Raw genomic sequence first — 15487 nt, 5'->3', positions numbered from 1 at the left:
GTGTAAAACATGGCGAACAATAAAATCATCGTCGTTGGCGGCGGTCTCGCCGGCCTTATGGCGACGATTAAAGCGGCAGAAACAGGTGCTGAAGTTGATTTGTTTTCAATTGTACCTGTGAAACGATCTCACTCTGTATGTGCCCAGGGCGGTATAAACGGCGCAGTGAACACAAAAGGTGAGGGCGATTCGACTGCCATACATTTTGACGACACGGTATACGGCGGAGACTTCCTGGCAAACCAGCCGCCTGTACAGGCAATGACAGACGCTGCGCCGGAAATCATCCACCTGCTTGACCGGATGGGTGTTACATTCAACAGGACGCCTGAAGGCCTGCTGGACTTCAGACGTTTCGGCGGAACACTTTACCACAGGACGGCATTTGCCGGCGCCACGACCGGCCAGCAGCTGCTTTACGCACTGGATGAGCAGGTGCGGAGGTACGAAGTGGACGGCCTGGTCACGAAATATGAAGGCTGGGAATTCCTCGGCATCGTCCTTGATGATGAAGGCAAATCACGCGGGGTTTCCGCCCAGAAAATCGACAGCGGCGAAATCGAAACATTCAAATCGGATGCTGTCATCATGGCGACAGGCGGACCGGGAATCATTTTCGGAAAATCAACGAACTCCATGATCAATACAGGTTCGGCCGCTTCCATCGTTTATCAGCAGGGTGCAATCTATGCGAACGGTGAATTCATCCAAATCCACCCGACGGCGATCCCCGGCGACGATAAGCTGCGCCTGATGAGTGAATCTGCGCGTGGTGAAGGCGGAAGGATCTGGACGTACAAAGACGGCAAGCCCTGGTATTTCCTTGAAGAGAAATACCCGGACTACGGTAACCTTGTACCCCGCGATATCGCGACAAGGGAAATCTTCGACGTCTGTGTCAACCAGAAACTCGGCATCAACGGCGAAAACATGGTCTACCTCGACCTGTCACATAAAGATCCAAAAGAGCTTGACATCAAGCTCGGCGGCATCATCGAAATTTACGAGAAGTTCACCGGAGACGATCCGCGTAAAGTGCCTATGAAGATTTTCCCGGCCGTGCATTATTCAATGGGCGGGCTGTACGTGGATTACGACCAGATGACCAATATCCCGGGCTTGTTTGCAGCAGGCGAGTGTGATTACTCACAGCACGGCGCAAACCGCCTCGGTGCGAACTCACTGTTGTCCGCAATCTACGGCGGCATGGTTGCAGGTCCGAAAGCGATCGACTATGTCAAAGGTCTCGAGACCTCATACGAAGATCTTGACGAATCGATTTACGAGAAAGCGAAACAGGCTGAAGTGGAAAGATTCGAAAACATCCTGAACATGGACGGTGAAGAGAACGCCTATGTCATCCATAAGGAACTGGGTGAGCTCATGACCGACAACGTCACTGTTGTACGTTATAACGACCAACTTGAAGCGACAGATAAAAAGATCGTCGAGTTGATGGAACGTTATAAAAACATCAACCTCAACGATACAAGGAAGTGGAGCAACCAGGCAGCGTTCTTTACAAGACAGCTTTGGAACATGCTTGTGCTTGCGCGTGTGATCACGATCGGGGCACTCAACCGTAACGAGTCACGCGGTGCACACTTCAAACCGGATTTCCCTGAACGTAACGACGAAGAATGGCTTAAGACGACAAAAGCCTACTTCCAGGGGGACTTCGAAGCACCAAGATTTGAATATGAAGATGTTGACGTCAGCCTGATCCCGCCTCGTAAACGTGACTATACTTCAAAATCAACTGGAGGTGCCAAAAAATAATGGCTGAAAATAAAACGATAAGATTATCCATAAAAAGGCAGGAGAATCCTGAATCAAGCCCGTACTGGGAAGATTTCGAAGTACCGTACCGCGAGAATATGAACGTGATCAGTGCTTTGATGGAAATCCAGAGGAACCCTGTCAATGCCAAAGGCGATAAAACGACACCGGTGACATGGGACATGAGCTGCCTCGAAGAGGTGTGCGGTGCGTGTTCAATGGTGATCAACGGTACGGCGAGACAATCCTGTACTGCACTGATCGACCAGTACGAGCAGCCGATCAAACTTGAACCGATGTCCACATTCCCGATCGTAAAAGACTTGCAGATCGACCGTTCATTCATGTTCGACAGCCTGAAGCGCGTTCAGGCATGGGTTCCGATCGATGGTACTTACGATCTTGGACCGGGTCCGAGGATGCCTGAGAAAAAGCGCCAGACAGCCTATGAACTGTCAAAATGCATGACATGCGGCGTATGTCTGGAAGTCTGCCCGAACGTCAACGACCGTTCCAAGTTCATCGGTGCTGCACCGATTTCCCAGGTCAGACTGTTCAACCTGCATCCGACAGGCAGCATGAACAAACACGAACGCCTCGAAGCCCTGATGGGTGTCGGCGGAGTTTCCGAGTGCGGCATGGCACAAAACTGTGTTAAAGCTTGTCCGCAGGGCATTCCTTTGACCACTTCTATCGCAGCGATGCAGAGAGAGACGACTTTCCATGCATTCAAATCATTCTTCGGAAGTGACCACCAGGTCGATTGATCATATTTTAGGAAGAGCGTACAGCTCTTCCTATTTTTTTGTGCCCATTTAAGATATAATTAAAAGAAAATCAGAGTGAGGACTGGAATGAATGGCAGATAAAGATTTGATCATTTCCATAGAAAAATCTATCAGGTATATTTCAGTGCACGTGAGAGCTCATGGCCGTGAAATATTGAATGAATACGAAATATCCCCGCCCCAGTTTGTCGCGCTGCAGTGGGTCGGTGACAAGGAAGGCATTACGATCGGGGAACTGTCCAGCAGGATGTATCTGGCCCATTCCACAACCACCGACATCGTTGACAAACTCGAAAACCAGAATCTCGTCAAACGCTATAAATCCGAGAAAGACAAGCGCCTTGTGCTGGTCAAGATGGAGCCGAAAGGCAAAGAGGTCATACGTAAAGTGATCGATAAGCGCATTTCCTATATACGTGATATCACTGCACATCTGGATAAGGATGAGATGGAACTGCTTCCGGAATTGCTCGAGTCCATCCTGCGGGAAAGTGAAAAGAGGACGCATGGATAGGCCGATCGGAGTGATGGATTCAGGGGTCGGGGGAATGACCGTCGTTAGGGAGATCACGCGGCAGCTGCCGAACGAACGGATTTTGTACTTCGGGGACATTTCAAGATGTCCCTATGGCGAAAAGGACCTGGAGACGGTGAGGGCATACACCATCCAGGTGGCGGAATATCTGGTGGCAAAAGACATCAAAATGCTTGTCATCGCCTGTAATACGGCAACGGCAGCCGCCCTGGAGATATTAAGGGAAAGACTGGAAATACCGGTCATCGGCGTGATCGGCCCCGGCGCAAGGAGTGCCATCCAGCACAGCCGCAATGGGAAAGTGCTTGTCCTTGCGACTTCAGGCACCGTCAAATCCAATGCGTATCCGGACGCAATCATGAGGCTGAACCAGAATTTCGAAGTGACCAGCCAGGCATGCCCGGCCTTTGTTCCCCTGGTGGAGGAATTGCGCTACAAGGATGATATCGTCACCGGCATCGTCATCCATCAGGCACTGAAAGCCCATATGCACAGTGATGCGGATACTGTGATATTGGGCTGTACGCATTATCCCCTGCTGAAAGAAAGCATCAGACGGTATTTTGAGGGCAGGAAAGCGGTCATAGATTCCGGGTATGAAACGGCACGTGAGGTGAGTTCGATGCTGAACTACCAGAAGATCCTCAGGCCGCCTGCCGGTGAGGTGACGCATACGATATTGATCAACGGGGACAGCAGCCGTTTCAAGTATATCCTGCGGGACTGGCTGCCTGAATTGAAGTATGACATGAAAGAAATAGAATTGAAGGTGTAGATATGACAGGGAAAATTGTTATCGCAACAGGGAATGCAGGAAAAATCAACGACTTCAAGGCCGTATTCAAAGGTTATGAAGTGGTCGGCATAAAAACACTCATACCGGATTTTGAAGTGGATGAAACGGCGGATACTTTCAGCGGCAATGCCGTTCTGAAATCCGAGGCGGCGTCACAGGCGCTCGGACTGCCCGTCATCAGCGACGACTCCGGCCTGTCGGTTGATGCACTTAACGGGGCACCGGGTATTTATTCGGCAAGGTATGCGGGTGAGTATGCGACGGATGCAGAAAATAATGAAAAGCTGCTTAAAGAGATGGCCGGTGAGACAAACAGGAAAGCACACTTCACATGTGTCATCGCACTCAGCATACCCGGTGAGGAAACAAGGACTTACACGGGTATATTGAGCGGGGAGATCCTCGAAGAACCCCACGGGACGGAAGGTTTCGGCTACGATCCTTTGTTCAGGACGGATGAGGGCATCCACCTCGGAATGATTAACAGTGAGGAAAAAGGGGAAATCAGTCATAGAAGCAAGGCTTTGAAGCAATTGATGAATGATGAGGAAGTCTTTGAAAAATTAACTTCATATTAAAGGAGAATGTCAATGAGAGTCTTAATCGTCAGTGACAATCATGGAGAAGAAGGCATCGTTAAAAGTGCATTGGACCATAATGGCGGCGACTTGAACATCCACCTGGGTGACAGCGAATTCACTTATGAAAATGAAGAACTGAAGGATTTCAATACAGTGCGCGGCAATGTGGACAATGACAGCAGATTCCCCGTCGAGTCCTTTGATGAGGATACGAACATCTTCCTGACCCACGGTCACCTCTACAACATCAAGCCGGACAGGGAAGTGCTGAGCGAGCGTGCGCTGGAATTCAAGGCGAAATATGCTCTTTACGGCCATTCGCATATCGCCCTCGCCGAAAACATCAACGGCGTCTACTGCATCAACCCCGGCAGCATCTCAAAGCCGAAGGGCGAGTGGGAAGCGAGCTACTGCGTACTGGACACTGCTGATGACAGGGTTGAATTCTACAACAGGGAACACGAGAAGTTCGAAGAAGTCAATCTTCTGGAACTGTGAAACCGGGAGGGGAAATAACACCATGTTATTTTCCTTCTTTTATTATACGGCGAGGCTGAGCATCATCAATACCGGCAGGACGACGATGCTCACCGTGAAGATGTCGGGCTCGATTTGACCTTTCACATAAAGTATAATCACTGCAATGATGAGCAGTGAGGCCATGAGTGTATACAGGATCGGGTTCATGCTGAATGTGCTGTAACGCATTGCGAGATAAAGCAGCGCAATGAAAATGAAATATGTCGACAGGAAAATACGGATGGACTGGTTCATGAAATCACCTGCTAACTTTGAGATTGAGGGGTGTTATTATCAATATTTTATATTTTGATGACGACTGCATAATGTGCAACACGTTTGCGAAAACAATCGTCAGGCTTGATAAAAAAGAGCGGATTTATTTTGCGTCCATAAAAGAACTTGATGATATTCTACCAGAAGAAATCGATTCTGTAGTGTATTATTCGGATGATTTATATATGAAAAGCAATGCGGTCATCGAAGTGATGAACGATGCGGTCGGTTTTAAAGCCTTCAGCATCTTCAAAGCCGTGCCGGTCTGCTTCAGGAACCGCCTGTATGATTTCATCGCACGAAACAGGTACCGTGTGAACAGGGGAGATTCCTGCGAAATCAATCCGACGGTGAGAAAAAGAATTATTTCATCATAAGAAAGTAAGTGAGGCAATGATAAGGATAAGAATAGATGATGATCTCGAACTGAGGGAGATTCATCAAAGGGACCGCAAGAAGATATATGATGTGGTGGATGAAAACAGGGTGTTCTTGAAAAGATGGCTGCCGTGGCTGGATTACACGAAATCGCCGCACAGTTACCTGTCAGTGATCAAATCATGGCAGCAGAATATTGAAATGGGGACGGGGATGGAACTCGGGCTGTTTTATCATGACGAGTTCATTGGCATGTGCGGATTCACGACCATCGAACCGAACTCGAGGCGCGCACAAATCGGCTACTGGCTCGCGCAGGAATATGAAGGCAAAGGCCTGATGATGAAGACGGTGAAGGGGCTCACGGACTACGGCTTCAAGGAAGTCGGGCTGAACCGCATTGAAATCATCTGCGGTGAGAAGAACCTGAGGAGCCGGAAACTGCCCGAGGCCCTCGGCTTCACCCCGGAAGGCACCATGAAGGAATACGAATTCCTGTATGATCACTACCACGACTGCATACTGTACCGCATGCTGAAGAGCGAATGGCCGTACTGAATGTTTCATCCCCTCTGATTGGTGGTATTGATACTTAACTTAAACAGAGGGGTGTATAATATGGCAGAAGACAGCAAATTCGATCAGCAAAAAGGCAATATAAAAGAAACGATCGGCAACGCGACAGGTGATAAGGATATGGAATCCGAAGGCAAGAAAGATAAAAACGCCGGTAAAGCGAAAGAATTCGTGGATAAAGCCAAGAACAAGACGAACGAAACAATCGATAAATTCACCAAAGGTGATAAAAAGTAATGGAAATGATTGAAGGCCGCTGGAATGTAAAATTTCGGCGGCTTTTTTCTATGGCGGCGGGCTCGTGGTGAGGCAGGGGACGAGCATATTCAAGTTTTGAGGGGATATGCTCGTTTTTCTTATTGTGAATCCGAGCAACTCTGTGTATATGGCTGTTATACTCGTTTTTAACAGGCTGAATACGAGCATCCATGACAATATGTAAGAGTTGCTCGTTTCCGAGAGGGGAAATTCGAGTATCTCTGGATTTCGGCGAGACATGCTCGTTTTTCTTGTTGGAAATACGAGCATAAACGAAATTTTTACAGTTAGGCTCGTCCGTCAATTGGATCGCAATTAATTTAGGAGTGACTATATGGATGAATTGGAAAAGAAAGCAGTCGAGGAACTGAAATCATTAATCGGGAAAATTGAAGCAGGGGAGTATAATATTTCTGAATGCGGCTACGATGTCCATGTGGAAGAGACGAACATCAGTACAGATGAAGGCGCAGTGACGCATGTACTGTTGCAATACAATATCAAACATACAATCATAGAATAATAAAAAGCTTAAGCTCACAAAAAGAAAAACCCTGATAAATAAAAATTTACCAGAGTTTGAAAAAATCAAATATAAATGAAGAAGTCACACCTGTAACTTCTAATATCAGTCATTCAGTTATTCGGCCCCAAGGATCACAGGGTCATATTGCTCAACCAGACCGCAGTGATTACATTTTATCGTCATCATATCCATACCGATGATTTGTGATTGGTCGGTCTTTGCGATCAGCTGTGTGATCTCCGGCATCACTTCTTTATCCGGGGTTTCACAGCATGGGGTTTTATTGATGCTTTCCAGCTTTTTGGTTGCTTTGGTTATTTGAGATTTGCTGTATTGTTTTAAATGCATTGCTCACACCACCTTCCTAATGAGAGTATAACAAAGAAAAAGGGGGTGATATCATTGATTACTATATAAAGTAGCCTTTTATCTCCGATTAAATGAAAAGACATGAAAAGACACGAAAAGACACATTGATAGTTTGAGATTATAATTGCTGTATGTCCGTAGCTCGTCCCTTAACTTGCCAAAGAGATATACATGTTCTTGAAAGACTAGATAAACTTGAAATATTAGAGTTTCATAATGCGATTCACCCCCGGTCTGTAGAATTGCAGGTAAAACGTTGTGGTATATGCACTTCATCCTCTCGACAGATTCCAGCATGAATGTGTCCTCCTAAATTAGATTAAGCCATCCAACTGGGGCAGCTTTTTTGATATGATTGGGAGTGTTAGGGGGAGAGGGCACTATGGAGGTACTGTCAGAACTATTTGGGCCAGCGGGTTTAGCCGGAGCTTTAGGAGCAACATTAGTGTTCATTGGTAAAACTTTATTCAAATCATTTATTAGTAGAAGTGATAAAAGGGTATCAGAAAAAATCGAATTACAATCTTATAAACAAAAAGCTCTTTTTGACAGTAGGTTTGAAGTTTATTCAGATATATACGCAAAAATGAAAGAGTTAGAAGGTACTATAAAATCATTCGAAAATCCAGAGTGGCTAGCTACCACTAAGATTGAAGAAGCTTTTCACTCAAAAGACAATTTGCAATTCTTTGAAAACCTTAGCGATGAAGAGTTCAAACAAGTTAAAATGGCCTACGATGTAAACTCTGATAGAAGGTGCACGGTCAATTTCAATCATTTTATTAATTTGATGCTAGAAAGAAAAATCGATTTAAATAATTATGTGTCGAATAGAGAGAGGTTACTAAGTGATGATGAAGGTAAGCTATTTGCTGATTTGATACGAAAATCAGAAAGCTTAATTGATAAAATTGATCACTCGTATTATAAAGCTGTTAGTAATGGTGAAAACGATTGCTATAAAATATATACTGGTCTAGAAAAAGAGTTAAGTCATTACTTCGAAAACGACTTAAAAGAAATCAATAATATCATTCGTGAAATAGATAATAAATTTAGAGAAGAAATTTATTCATGACACCCACCAATGATTCCTTACCAATATACCTACTAAACTCAAAGCTGCTTTATTATATAATATCTAGGAAGTAGTTTTTGGTTATTAATGACTTTATTTTACAAGTTAAATTCCAATACTCCGCTATGGTATAAGTTATATTGACAATCACACTCACCTTTAATCACTTTAAGTCATTTCTGAAAACATAAGAAAACCCCGCCAAACCAAAGTTTGACGGGGATTAAATTCATTCAATATATAAGTAGCGTCCTGGGAGGGATTCGAACCCCCGACCGATGGCTTAGAAGGCCATTGCTCTATCCGGCTGAGCTACCAGGACTTAATTAAGACAAATTCTATTATAATCAAAGTCGGTTATATAAGTCAAATCAATTTTTAATTTTAAAGGTGTTTTATTACATCATCCCATTATGCTTTACAAAACGCCGCCGGTCGATTATCCTCATTATTTGATTTACAAGTAATGGTGACTTTAATAGAATGATTGTGAGTGAAATATAAATAGGAGAAAGTATATGAGTAAATTTGATGAACAGATTCTAGTAGTGCCGCGGGAAGAGTTGTTTAACTCTGAGGAGAATGCCTTCAACGGTTTCATCGGTAAGAATGACGGGCGTTATCAGCCGATCGTTGGCACTTTCAATAATTTCGAAGTGAAACGCCGCGGTGATATGGAGGAGGACCCTTCCTACAAGCAGCTGATCAGCTATGTGATCATATCTTCCGAAGGCGGTAAAGAGACGCTGGTCTATGAGAGACTTGGCGGCGGTGGTGAAGAGCGGCTGCATGGTCTTCTGTCGATCGGTGTGGGCGGTCATATGAATGATATAGAGGATGCGGATGATATTGATGAGAAGTTATCCATCAATGCCCGGCGTGAGCTTGAAGAGGAAGTGGGCCTCTCCGGTGATGATATCAGGAACATTGAAATCATGGGTCTGATCAACGACGACGATAACGAGGTCGGCAGGGTGCATATCGGGCTGGTGCTGAAAGTCTCGGTGGATAAAGGGAGTGTTTCCAACATGGAGGCCGACACGTTATCCCTGAAGTGGATCAGCAATGATGATCTGCCGGATCTGTCGCCTTATGAGTCGTGGAGCGAACTGATCATTCGTGATGCTTATGGCAGATAAGATAACTACCCACCATCGTTTTCTGAAGAAGGCTGAGAAGGATCTGGTCAGGATGTTCAAAGACGGAGATTTCGAAGCTTTCCGCGAAAACTACCATCATTTCATCAAAATGGCCCCGCCAGAAACCAGCCTGGAAGAGATGTTCTACGAAGCCATGGATGCGCTCGGCGAGCATGATGACGTCGTGGATTATTCACTGATGCAGCTGAATAAAGGGTCGGGCGACTATGAAACTCATATGATTGAATTGCTGAAGGCGCTCAGCAGGCAGGAGAGGTATTACGAAGTCATCAACTTCTCAGACCATCTGATGGAGGAGAAATTGCCACAGGGCTTCCGGATCGAGATTGCGGCCATCAGGCATCAGGCGAAAAAAGCGATCGATGAACTCCAGTACAGGCGGAGCGGGGATGTGGATGATGCAGAGCGGTCCTCTCAGGAGGATATCAATCTCGATGAGATGTCGCACCAGGAGATACTCCGGATGTTCAGTACTTTTGCTGATGAAAAAGACATCAGGTATAAGGATTTCGTCCTGGAGCAACTGGAGAACATCAGTGATAAGGATATCGTCACCTTCATGCTGCTTTATTTGAAGGAGATCGGTTACAACAAGAAGGTGCGGCACCATAAGTTCGATGAACCTGTTGAGGTCGTGCCTGCCGATCTGCCGTCGCTTGAGGAAATCACATTGATGAAGGATGTGGAACCTGAAGTGATCGATGAGCTTGAATCAAGGGCGCCGCAGATCGTCAGCGAGGCGGCGCTGCTGATGACGAGCCACGCAATATTCAGTTATCCGAAAGAGCCGGATTTCGAGGCGGAAGAGTTGGTTGAAGGCTATCTTCAGTATATACTGGATTTGCTGAATATGAATCATCCGTACACGGCAGGAAGTGACGTCTACCAATGGATAGACGAGATGGAACGCCTCGTCACGACGAGTGAAACATAAAAATAAGTCAATTGTTGGATAAGGAAAACTATTGTGTTATACTAAACTGGTTATGAAAAAAATGTATTAACGGAGGAATTACACTATGTCTCAAAAATGGGAAAAGCAAGAAGGTAATGAAGGAATTCTGACGGTCACAGTACCTGCAGAGGAATTCAATCAGGCATTGGATGAAGCATTTGCGAAAGTTTCCAAGGATGTTTCACTTCCAGGTTTCAGAAAAGGGAAAGTTCCGCGTCAAATGTTTGAAAGTCGTTTTGGTGTAGAGTCCTTATACCAGGACGCACTGGATATCGTCCTTTCACCAAACTATGCTAAAGCTGTTGATGAAGAAGGTATTACTCCTGTTGATCAGCCTGAAGTGGATATCGTTGAAATGGAAAAGGGCAAAGATCTTGTATTCACGGCGAAAGTGACTGTCGAGCCTGAAGTCAAACTCGGCGAGTACAAAGGTCTTGAAGCGACTAAACTGTCGACGGAAGTGACTGAGGCGGACGTTGACCATGAAATCGGTCATATGCTCGAGCATCAGGCGGAAATGGTCGTCAAAGATGACGGCGAAGTGGAAAACGGCGACACAGTGAACCTGGACTTCGACGGCTATATGGACGGCGAACAGTTCGACGGCGGAAAAGCTGAAGGATTCGACCTTGAAGTTGGTTCCGGCTCATTCATCGGCGGCTTCGAAGAGCAGCTCATCGGCCTTAAAGTCGGAGATGAGAAAGATGTTGAAGTGACTTTCCCTGAAGATTACCAGGCTGAAGAGCTTGCTGGAAAGCCTGCGACGTTCAAAGTTAAGATCAACTCCATCAAAGTGCAGGAAACACCTGAACTTGACGATGATCTTGTAAAAGAGCTGGACCAGGGTGTTGAAACTGTGGATGAACTGAAAGCCAAAGTTGAAAAAGACCTTAAAGAAGCTAAAGAAAACCAGGCGGATGTCGCCATGAAGGAAGAACTTCTCCTCAAAGCGAGTGACAATGCTGAAATCGACGTTCCGGAGGCAATGGTCAACACTGAGCTTGACAGAATGCTTCAGGAGTTCGAACAGAACTTGTCCCAGCAGGGCATCAACCTTGAAATGTACCAGCAGCTGTCCGGCCAGGATGAAAATGCACTTCGCGAGACAATGAAAGAAGATGCGGAGAACCGTGTTAAAACGAACCTCACACTGAAGCAGATTGCAGCTGATGAAAACATCGAAGTTGCAGAAGCAGACCTTGATAAAGAGCTTGAGAAAATGAGCGAACAGTTCGGCATCAAAGTTGAAGACATCAAATCAACTTTAGGCGACCTGTCAATGCTTGAGAATGATATCAAAGTCCAGAAGGCGCTCGATGTACTTGTGGACAATGCCAAACTTGTAGAACCAACAGAAGGTGAGGCAAGTGAGTCAGAAGAGACCGAAGAATCAACTGAAGAAGAAAAGTAAAACCGCCTGAATGAAAATAGCTCTGCAACGTCCAGTTGCAGAGCTATTGGCATCAGTGCCTGCAAGTTCATTCATTTGATTTCAAGCCTGAATTCTAGTATAGTTTACGACAATGATAAAAGAGGTGTTAAGATGATCAAATTTAATGAAGATGATACAAATTTAACATGTTCGTTCTGTGGTAAAGATCAGGAACAGGTAAAGAAACTGATCGCAGGCAGCGGCGTGTACATTTGTAATGAATGTATAGAATTATGCTACGAAATTATAGAAGAAGAGCTGAAGACCGAGCATAAGGCGATTTTCACGGAGCTTCCGAAGCCTCAGCAGATCCTTGAAGCTCTGAATGACTATGTCATCGGGCAGGATAAGGCGAAACGTGCTTTGAGTGTTGCAGTTTATAACCATTATAAACGCATCAACCAGGAAAGCAGTGACGATGATGTGGAAATTTCCAAGAGTAATATCGCATTGATCGGCCCGACCGGCAGCGGTAAAACACTGCTGGCCCAGACGCTCGCACGCACTTTGGATGTACCATTTGCGATTGCGGATGCGACAAGCCTCACAGAAGCAGGTTATGTCGGTGACGACGTGGAGAACATACTGCTGCGCCTGATCCAGGCTGCAGACTTTGATGTGGAACGTGCCGAACAGGGCATCATCTATGTCGACGAAATTGATAAAATCGCACGCAAGAGTGAGAATACTTCAATTACACGTGACGTTTCCGGTGAAGGTGTACAGCAGGCGCTCCTTAAGATTCTTGAAGGGACGACTGCAAGCGTGCCGCCTCAGGGAGGCAGGAAGCACCCGAACCAGGAATCGATCCAGATCGATACGAAAAACATCCTGTTCATATTGGGCGGTGCCTTCGACGGCATGGACGAGATCATCAAGCGCAGAGTCGGTGAGAAAGTGATCGGCTTCGGCGGACCTTCATCGACCCTCGATGACAAAGATGCGATACTATCCAATGTACGTCCGGAAGACCTTCAAAGCTACGGTCTCATACCGGAATTCATCGGACGTGTGCCGATCATCAGCCACCTTGAAGAACTTGATGTGGATGCACTCAAATCCATCCTTACAGAGCCGAAGAACGCACTCGTCAAGCAGTACAAGAAAATGCTTGCAATCGATGAAGTGAATCTGGAATTCGACGATGATGCACTCGATGCAATCAGCGAGCTTGCCATCGAACGTAAAACAGGTGCACGCGGCCTCCGTTCCATCATTGAAGAGCGCATGGTCGACATCATGTTCAGCGTACCTTCCAATGAAGAAATCAAAACAGTCAAAATCACCAGAGATACGATCATGGATGAAAGCGATCCGCTGCTTTATGATGCAGACGGCAAAGAAGTCTACATCGATCGTAAAAGTGCATAATAGAAATAGAAGAGCTGTCTGACTCCCAGACAGCTTTTTTCATGAGGAGTACAGATTATGAAAATAAACCCGAACAATATCGAATTCATGTATTCGGCGATGGATCCTTCCCAGTATCCGGACGGCAATATGAAGGAAATCGCGCTGAGCGGTCGTTCGAATGTTGGTAAATCATCCTTCATCAATGCGGTCTGCGGGCGTAAAGATATAGCGAGGACCTCTTCAAAGCCGGGGAAGACGGCGACGCTGAATTTTTATGATGTGGACTCACAGTTCATCTTTGTCGATGTCCCGGGCTACGGCTATGCCAGGCAGTCCAAGACGAGCCGCGAGAAATGGGGGCAGCTGATCGAATCCTACCTCGCTGAGAGGGAAGAACTCCAGGCGGTGGTCCAGCTGGTCGACCTGCGGCATAAGCCGACGCAGGATGACATATTGATGTATGATTTCCTGAAACACCTGGAAATCCCGGTCATCCTCATCTGCACGAAATCCGATAAGATTGCGAAAAGCAAAGTGCAGAAGCATTTGAAGGTCGTGAGGGAAACACTTGAAGTCGAACCGGAAGATATCATCATCGATTTCTCCGCCGTCGATAAAAAGAACCTGCCGAAAGTTTATGAAGCATTGAGCAATTATGTCTAGATTAGAACAATTTTAAATAATATAGGATTTCAGCCATGTTATATAGAAATGACATGGTTTTTTTGTTACAATTAGTATTATTATTGCTTACGTATAATGGTGGTAGGAGGAAATTTGATGCACGTAATATCGCTGAGTTTAAATTATAGAAAAGCGACAGTTGAAGAACGTGAAAAAGTCCAGTTCAATGAAGTGGAACTGACAGACGCGCTGCACAAACTGCGGTCGGAAAAAAGTATTTTGGAAACGGTGCTTCTGTCCACATGTAACAGGACCGAAGTCTACATTGTGAGTGATCAGGTGCATACAGGTAAATACTATGCCCAGAACTTCCTCGCTGAATGGTTCGAAGTGGACCTTGAGACGATCAAGAAGATCATCGATGTGAAAGTCGGGGAAGAGGCGGTTGAGCATCTGTTTTATGTGACGGCAGGTCTTGATTCGATGGTTCTCGGGGAGACCCAGATACTTGGCCAGATACGCGATGCATTCATCAAAGCGCAGAATGAAAAGACGACCGGGACGATATTCAACAAGTTATTCAAAGAGGCGATAACTGTGGCTAAAAAAGGGCACAATGATACGGATATCTCAAAAAATGCGATCTCGACGTCCTATGCTGCTGTACAGCTGATCAACAAGATCATCGATCAGAAAAGGGATACGAAAGCCCTCGTCATCGGTGCAGGCGAAATGTCCGAACAGTCGGTGATCAACCTGACTTCGAACGGCATTAAAGACATCACGATCGTCAACCGCTCCCTTGACAATGCAAAAAAACTCGCTGATAAATATGACTGCACATACGATACCATCGAGCATCTCGAAGCTTATTTGATGGATGCGGATATCGTGCTTTCAAGCACTTCCTCGAGGAATTACGTCATCACTGAAGATCTCATCGACAGTATCCAGAAGAGAAGGGCGAACCGTCCTCTGATACTGATCGACATTGCGATGCCCAGGGATATCGAACCTGCGACCCATCAGTATGAAAATGTCTACATGTACAACGTGGACGACCTGCAGGGACTGATCGATTCGAACCTCGAAACCCGCCAGCAGGAAGCGAAGAAGGTCGAGGCAATGATCAGGAAAGCACAGGATGACTTCGAAAGCTGGATCAACATGCTCGGTGTGACACCGGTCATCCAGGCGCTCAGGACGAAGGCCCTCAACATACATGAAGAGACCTTCAAGAGTGTGGAGCGTAAGATGCCTGATATGACGGACCGTGAACGCACGGTCATCAGTAAGCATATGAAGAGCATCATCAACCAGATGCTGAAAGATCCGATCATCTACACGAAGGAAATCGCAGATGATAAGCAGGCAGTGAAGAAACTTAAGGAAATCGAAACGCTGTTCGGCATTGAAGATGAAGTCAGCGAAGTGAAAGAAAGAGAAATGAAGAAATACCAACAGGAGACTCAAAAAAATAATACAGAACTCGCATTCGAATAGT

19 protein-coding genes and 1 tRNA gene are annotated in these 15487 nt (G+C 45.9%); 17 read left to right on the top strand and 3 right to left on the bottom strand.

Translation table 11 applies throughout. The annotated features are described in order from the left end of the window. Positions 1 to 9: 9 nt before the first annotated feature. The 6 genes from sdhA (at position 10) to LPW40_RS03440 (ending at position 4977) form a co-directional block, all read left to right on the top strand. On the top strand, positions 10 to 1779 hold the full coding sequence (gene sdhA, locus LPW40_RS03465) for a succinate dehydrogenase flavoprotein subunit (protein ID WP_230820827.1): 1770 nt from the start codon (positions 10 to 12) through the stop codon (positions 1777 to 1779). Beyond that, the gene (gene sdhB, locus LPW40_RS03460) at positions 1779 to 2546 is read left to right on the top strand and encodes a succinate dehydrogenase iron-sulfur subunit (protein WP_230820826.1); all 768 of its coding nucleotides are present in this window, start codon (positions 1779 to 1781) and stop codon (positions 2544 to 2546) included. The genes sdhA and sdhB overlap by 1 nt, the downstream gene beginning before the upstream one ends. A gap of 91 nt (positions 2547 to 2637) precedes the next feature. Then, complete coding sequence (locus LPW40_RS03455; RefSeq protein WP_230820825.1) at positions 2638 to 3081, top strand: MarR family winged helix-turn-helix transcriptional regulator; 444 nt, start codon at positions 2638 to 2640, stop codon at positions 3079 to 3081. Next, the gene (racE, locus tag LPW40_RS03450) at positions 3074 to 3877 is read left to right on the top strand and encodes a glutamate racemase (RefSeq protein WP_230820824.1); all 804 of its coding nucleotides are present in this window, start codon (positions 3074 to 3076) and stop codon (positions 3875 to 3877) included. The genes LPW40_RS03455 and racE overlap by 8 nt, the downstream gene beginning before the upstream one ends. Positions 3878 to 3879: 2 nt before the next feature. Then, complete coding sequence (locus LPW40_RS03445; RefSeq protein ID WP_230820823.1) at positions 3880 to 4476, top strand: XTP/dITP diphosphatase; 597 nt, start codon at positions 3880 to 3882, stop codon at positions 4474 to 4476. A gap of 12 nt (positions 4477 to 4488) precedes the next feature. After that, positions 4489 to 4977, top strand: a complete 489-nt coding sequence (locus tag LPW40_RS03440; protein WP_230820822.1) for a YfcE family phosphodiesterase — start codon at positions 4489 to 4491, stop codon at positions 4975 to 4977. 42 nt (positions 4978 to 5019) lie between these two features. Here the strand turns inward: LPW40_RS03440 and LPW40_RS03435 are convergent, their stop codons facing one another. After that, the gene (locus tag LPW40_RS03435) at positions 5020 to 5253 is read right to left on the bottom strand and encodes a hypothetical protein (protein WP_230820821.1); all 234 of its coding nucleotides are present in this window, start codon (positions 5251 to 5253) and stop codon (positions 5020 to 5022) included. 17 nt (positions 5254 to 5270) lie between these two features. Here LPW40_RS03435 and LPW40_RS03430 point away from each other — a divergent pair, with 17 nt between their 5' ends. The 4 genes from LPW40_RS03430 (at position 5271) to LPW40_RS03415 (ending at position 7009) form a co-directional block, all read left to right on the top strand. After that, positions 5271 to 5651 carry a thiol-disulfide oxidoreductase DCC family protein gene (locus tag LPW40_RS03430; protein WP_330166167.1) on the top strand — a complete coding sequence of 127 codons (381 nt, stop codon included), beginning with the start codon at positions 5271 to 5273 and terminating at the stop codon, positions 5649 to 5651. A gap of 16 nt (positions 5652 to 5667) precedes the next feature. Continuing rightward, on the top strand, positions 5668 to 6210 hold the full coding sequence (locus tag LPW40_RS03425; RefSeq protein ID WP_230820819.1) for a GNAT family N-acetyltransferase: 543 nt from the start codon (positions 5668 to 5670) through the stop codon (positions 6208 to 6210). 60 nt (positions 6211 to 6270) lie between these two features. Beyond that, the gene (locus LPW40_RS03420) at positions 6271 to 6465 is read left to right on the top strand and encodes a CsbD family protein (protein ID WP_230820818.1); all 195 of its coding nucleotides are present in this window, start codon (positions 6271 to 6273) and stop codon (positions 6463 to 6465) included. Between the two features lie 355 nt (positions 6466 to 6820). Next, a complete protein-coding gene (locus LPW40_RS03415; RefSeq protein ID WP_230820817.1) occupies positions 6821 to 7009 on the top strand; it encodes a hypothetical protein in 189 nt (62 codons plus the stop codon). A 117-nt stretch (positions 7010 to 7126) separates the two neighbouring features. Here LPW40_RS03415 and LPW40_RS03410 read toward each other — a convergent pair whose 3' ends face one another. Then, the gene (locus LPW40_RS03410; RefSeq protein WP_230820816.1) at positions 7127 to 7360 is read right to left on the bottom strand and encodes a hypothetical protein; all 234 of its coding nucleotides are present in this window, start codon (positions 7358 to 7360) and stop codon (positions 7127 to 7129) included. Between the two features lie 403 nt (positions 7361 to 7763). Between LPW40_RS03410 and LPW40_RS03405 the strand changes: the two genes are divergently transcribed. Then, positions 7764 to 8459 carry a hypothetical protein gene (locus LPW40_RS03405; RefSeq protein WP_230820815.1) on the top strand — a complete coding sequence of 232 codons (696 nt, stop codon included), beginning with the start codon at positions 7764 to 7766 and terminating at the stop codon, positions 8457 to 8459. 248 nt (positions 8460 to 8707) lie between these two features. Here LPW40_RS03405 and LPW40_RS03400 read toward each other — a convergent pair. After that, positions 8708 to 8781, bottom strand: a tRNA-Arg gene (locus tag LPW40_RS03400). Between the two features lie 196 nt (positions 8782 to 8977). On the opposite strand from LPW40_RS03400, the gene LPW40_RS03395 reads away from it, so the two are divergent. The 6 genes from LPW40_RS03395 to hemA all read left to right on the top strand — a co-directional run bounded on the left by LPW40_RS03395 (position 8978) and on the right by hemA (position 15486). Beyond that, positions 8978 to 9598, top strand: coding sequence for an NUDIX domain-containing protein (locus tag LPW40_RS03395; protein ID WP_230820814.1), 621 nt, complete (start codon positions 8978 to 8980; stop codon positions 9596 to 9598). Continuing rightward, the gene (locus LPW40_RS03390) at positions 9588 to 10553 is read left to right on the top strand and encodes a hypothetical protein (protein WP_230820813.1); all 966 of its coding nucleotides are present in this window, start codon (positions 9588 to 9590) and stop codon (positions 10551 to 10553) included. Before LPW40_RS03395 ends, LPW40_RS03390 begins: the two co-directional genes overlap by 11 nt. Before the next feature lie 85 nt (positions 10554 to 10638). Further along, the gene (gene tig / locus LPW40_RS03385) at positions 10639 to 11985 is read left to right on the top strand and encodes a trigger factor (protein WP_230820812.1); all 1347 of its coding nucleotides are present in this window, start codon (positions 10639 to 10641) and stop codon (positions 11983 to 11985) included. A gap of 132 nt (positions 11986 to 12117) precedes the next feature. Further along, positions 12118 to 13377 carry an ATP-dependent Clp protease ATP-binding subunit ClpX gene (clpX, locus tag LPW40_RS03380; RefSeq protein ID WP_230820811.1) on the top strand — a complete coding sequence of 420 codons (1260 nt, stop codon included), beginning with the start codon at positions 12118 to 12120 and terminating at the stop codon, positions 13375 to 13377. A gap of 57 nt (positions 13378 to 13434) precedes the next feature. Beyond that, positions 13435 to 14022, top strand: coding sequence for a ribosome biogenesis GTP-binding protein YihA/YsxC (gene yihA / locus LPW40_RS03375; RefSeq protein ID WP_230820810.1), 588 nt, complete (start codon positions 13435 to 13437; stop codon positions 14020 to 14022). Between the two features lie 117 nt (positions 14023 to 14139). Next, positions 14140 to 15486: a glutamyl-tRNA reductase gene (gene hemA, locus LPW40_RS03370; protein ID WP_230820809.1), complete on the top strand. Its 1347-nt coding sequence runs from the start codon at positions 14140 to 14142 to the stop codon at positions 15484 to 15486. Position 15487: the final 1 nt, after the last annotated feature.

The sequence above is a fragment of the Salinicoccus halitifaciens genome (genome assembly GCF_021026095.1).
GTDB lineage: Bacteria > Bacillota > Bacilli > Staphylococcales > Salinicoccaceae > Lacicoccus > Lacicoccus halitifaciens.
The sequence above is the reverse complement of the archived record's forward strand: the minus strand, read 5'-3'. Positions and strand labels throughout refer to the sequence as shown.

Excerpts from the sequence above, each read along its gene's own strand:
- sdhA (WP_230820827.1), top strand. The coding sequence starts at position 10 with ATGGCGAACAATAAAATCATCGTCGTTGGCGGCGGTCTCGCCGGCCTT.
- sdhB (WP_230820826.1), top strand. The coding sequence starts at position 1,779 with ATGGCTGAAAATAAAACGATAAGATTATCCATAAAAAGGCAGGAGAAT.
- LPW40_RS03455 (WP_230820825.1), top strand. The coding sequence starts at position 2,638 with ATGGCAGATAAAGATTTGATCATTTCCATAGAAAAATCTATCAGGTAT.
- racE (WP_230820824.1), top strand. The coding sequence starts at position 3,074 with ATGGATAGGCCGATCGGAGTGATGGATTCAGGGGTCGGGGGAATGACC.
- LPW40_RS03445 (WP_230820823.1), top strand. The coding sequence starts at position 3,880 with ATGACAGGGAAAATTGTTATCGCAACAGGGAATGCAGGAAAAATCAAC.
- LPW40_RS03440 (WP_230820822.1), top strand. The coding sequence starts at position 4,489 with ATGAGAGTCTTAATCGTCAGTGACAATCATGGAGAAGAAGGCATCGTT.
- LPW40_RS03435 (WP_230820821.1), bottom strand. The coding sequence starts at position 5,253 with ATGAACCAGTCCATCCGTATTTTCCTGTCGACATATTTCATTTTCATT.
- LPW40_RS03425 (WP_230820819.1), top strand. The coding sequence starts at position 5,668 with ATGATAAGGATAAGAATAGATGATGATCTCGAACTGAGGGAGATTCAT.
- LPW40_RS03420 (WP_230820818.1), top strand. The coding sequence starts at position 6,271 with ATGGCAGAAGACAGCAAATTCGATCAGCAAAAAGGCAATATAAAAGAA.
- LPW40_RS03415 (WP_230820817.1), top strand. The coding sequence starts at position 6,821 with ATGGATGAATTGGAAAAGAAAGCAGTCGAGGAACTGAAATCATTAATC.
- LPW40_RS03410 (WP_230820816.1), bottom strand. The coding sequence starts at position 7,360 with ATGCATTTAAAACAATACAGCAAATCTCAAATAACCAAAGCAACCAAA.
- LPW40_RS03405 (WP_230820815.1), top strand. The coding sequence starts at position 7,764 with ATGGAGGTACTGTCAGAACTATTTGGGCCAGCGGGTTTAGCCGGAGCT.
- LPW40_RS03395 (WP_230820814.1), top strand. The coding sequence starts at position 8,978 with ATGAGTAAATTTGATGAACAGATTCTAGTAGTGCCGCGGGAAGAGTTG.
- LPW40_RS03390 (WP_230820813.1), top strand. The coding sequence starts at position 9,588 with ATGGCAGATAAGATAACTACCCACCATCGTTTTCTGAAGAAGGCTGAG.
- tig (WP_230820812.1), top strand. The coding sequence starts at position 10,639 with ATGTCTCAAAAATGGGAAAAGCAAGAAGGTAATGAAGGAATTCTGACG.
- clpX (WP_230820811.1), top strand. The coding sequence starts at position 12,118 with ATGATCAAATTTAATGAAGATGATACAAATTTAACATGTTCGTTCTGT.
- yihA (WP_230820810.1), top strand. The coding sequence starts at position 13,435 with ATGAAAATAAACCCGAACAATATCGAATTCATGTATTCGGCGATGGAT.
- hemA (WP_230820809.1), top strand. The coding sequence starts at position 14,140 with ATGCACGTAATATCGCTGAGTTTAAATTATAGAAAAGCGACAGTTGAA.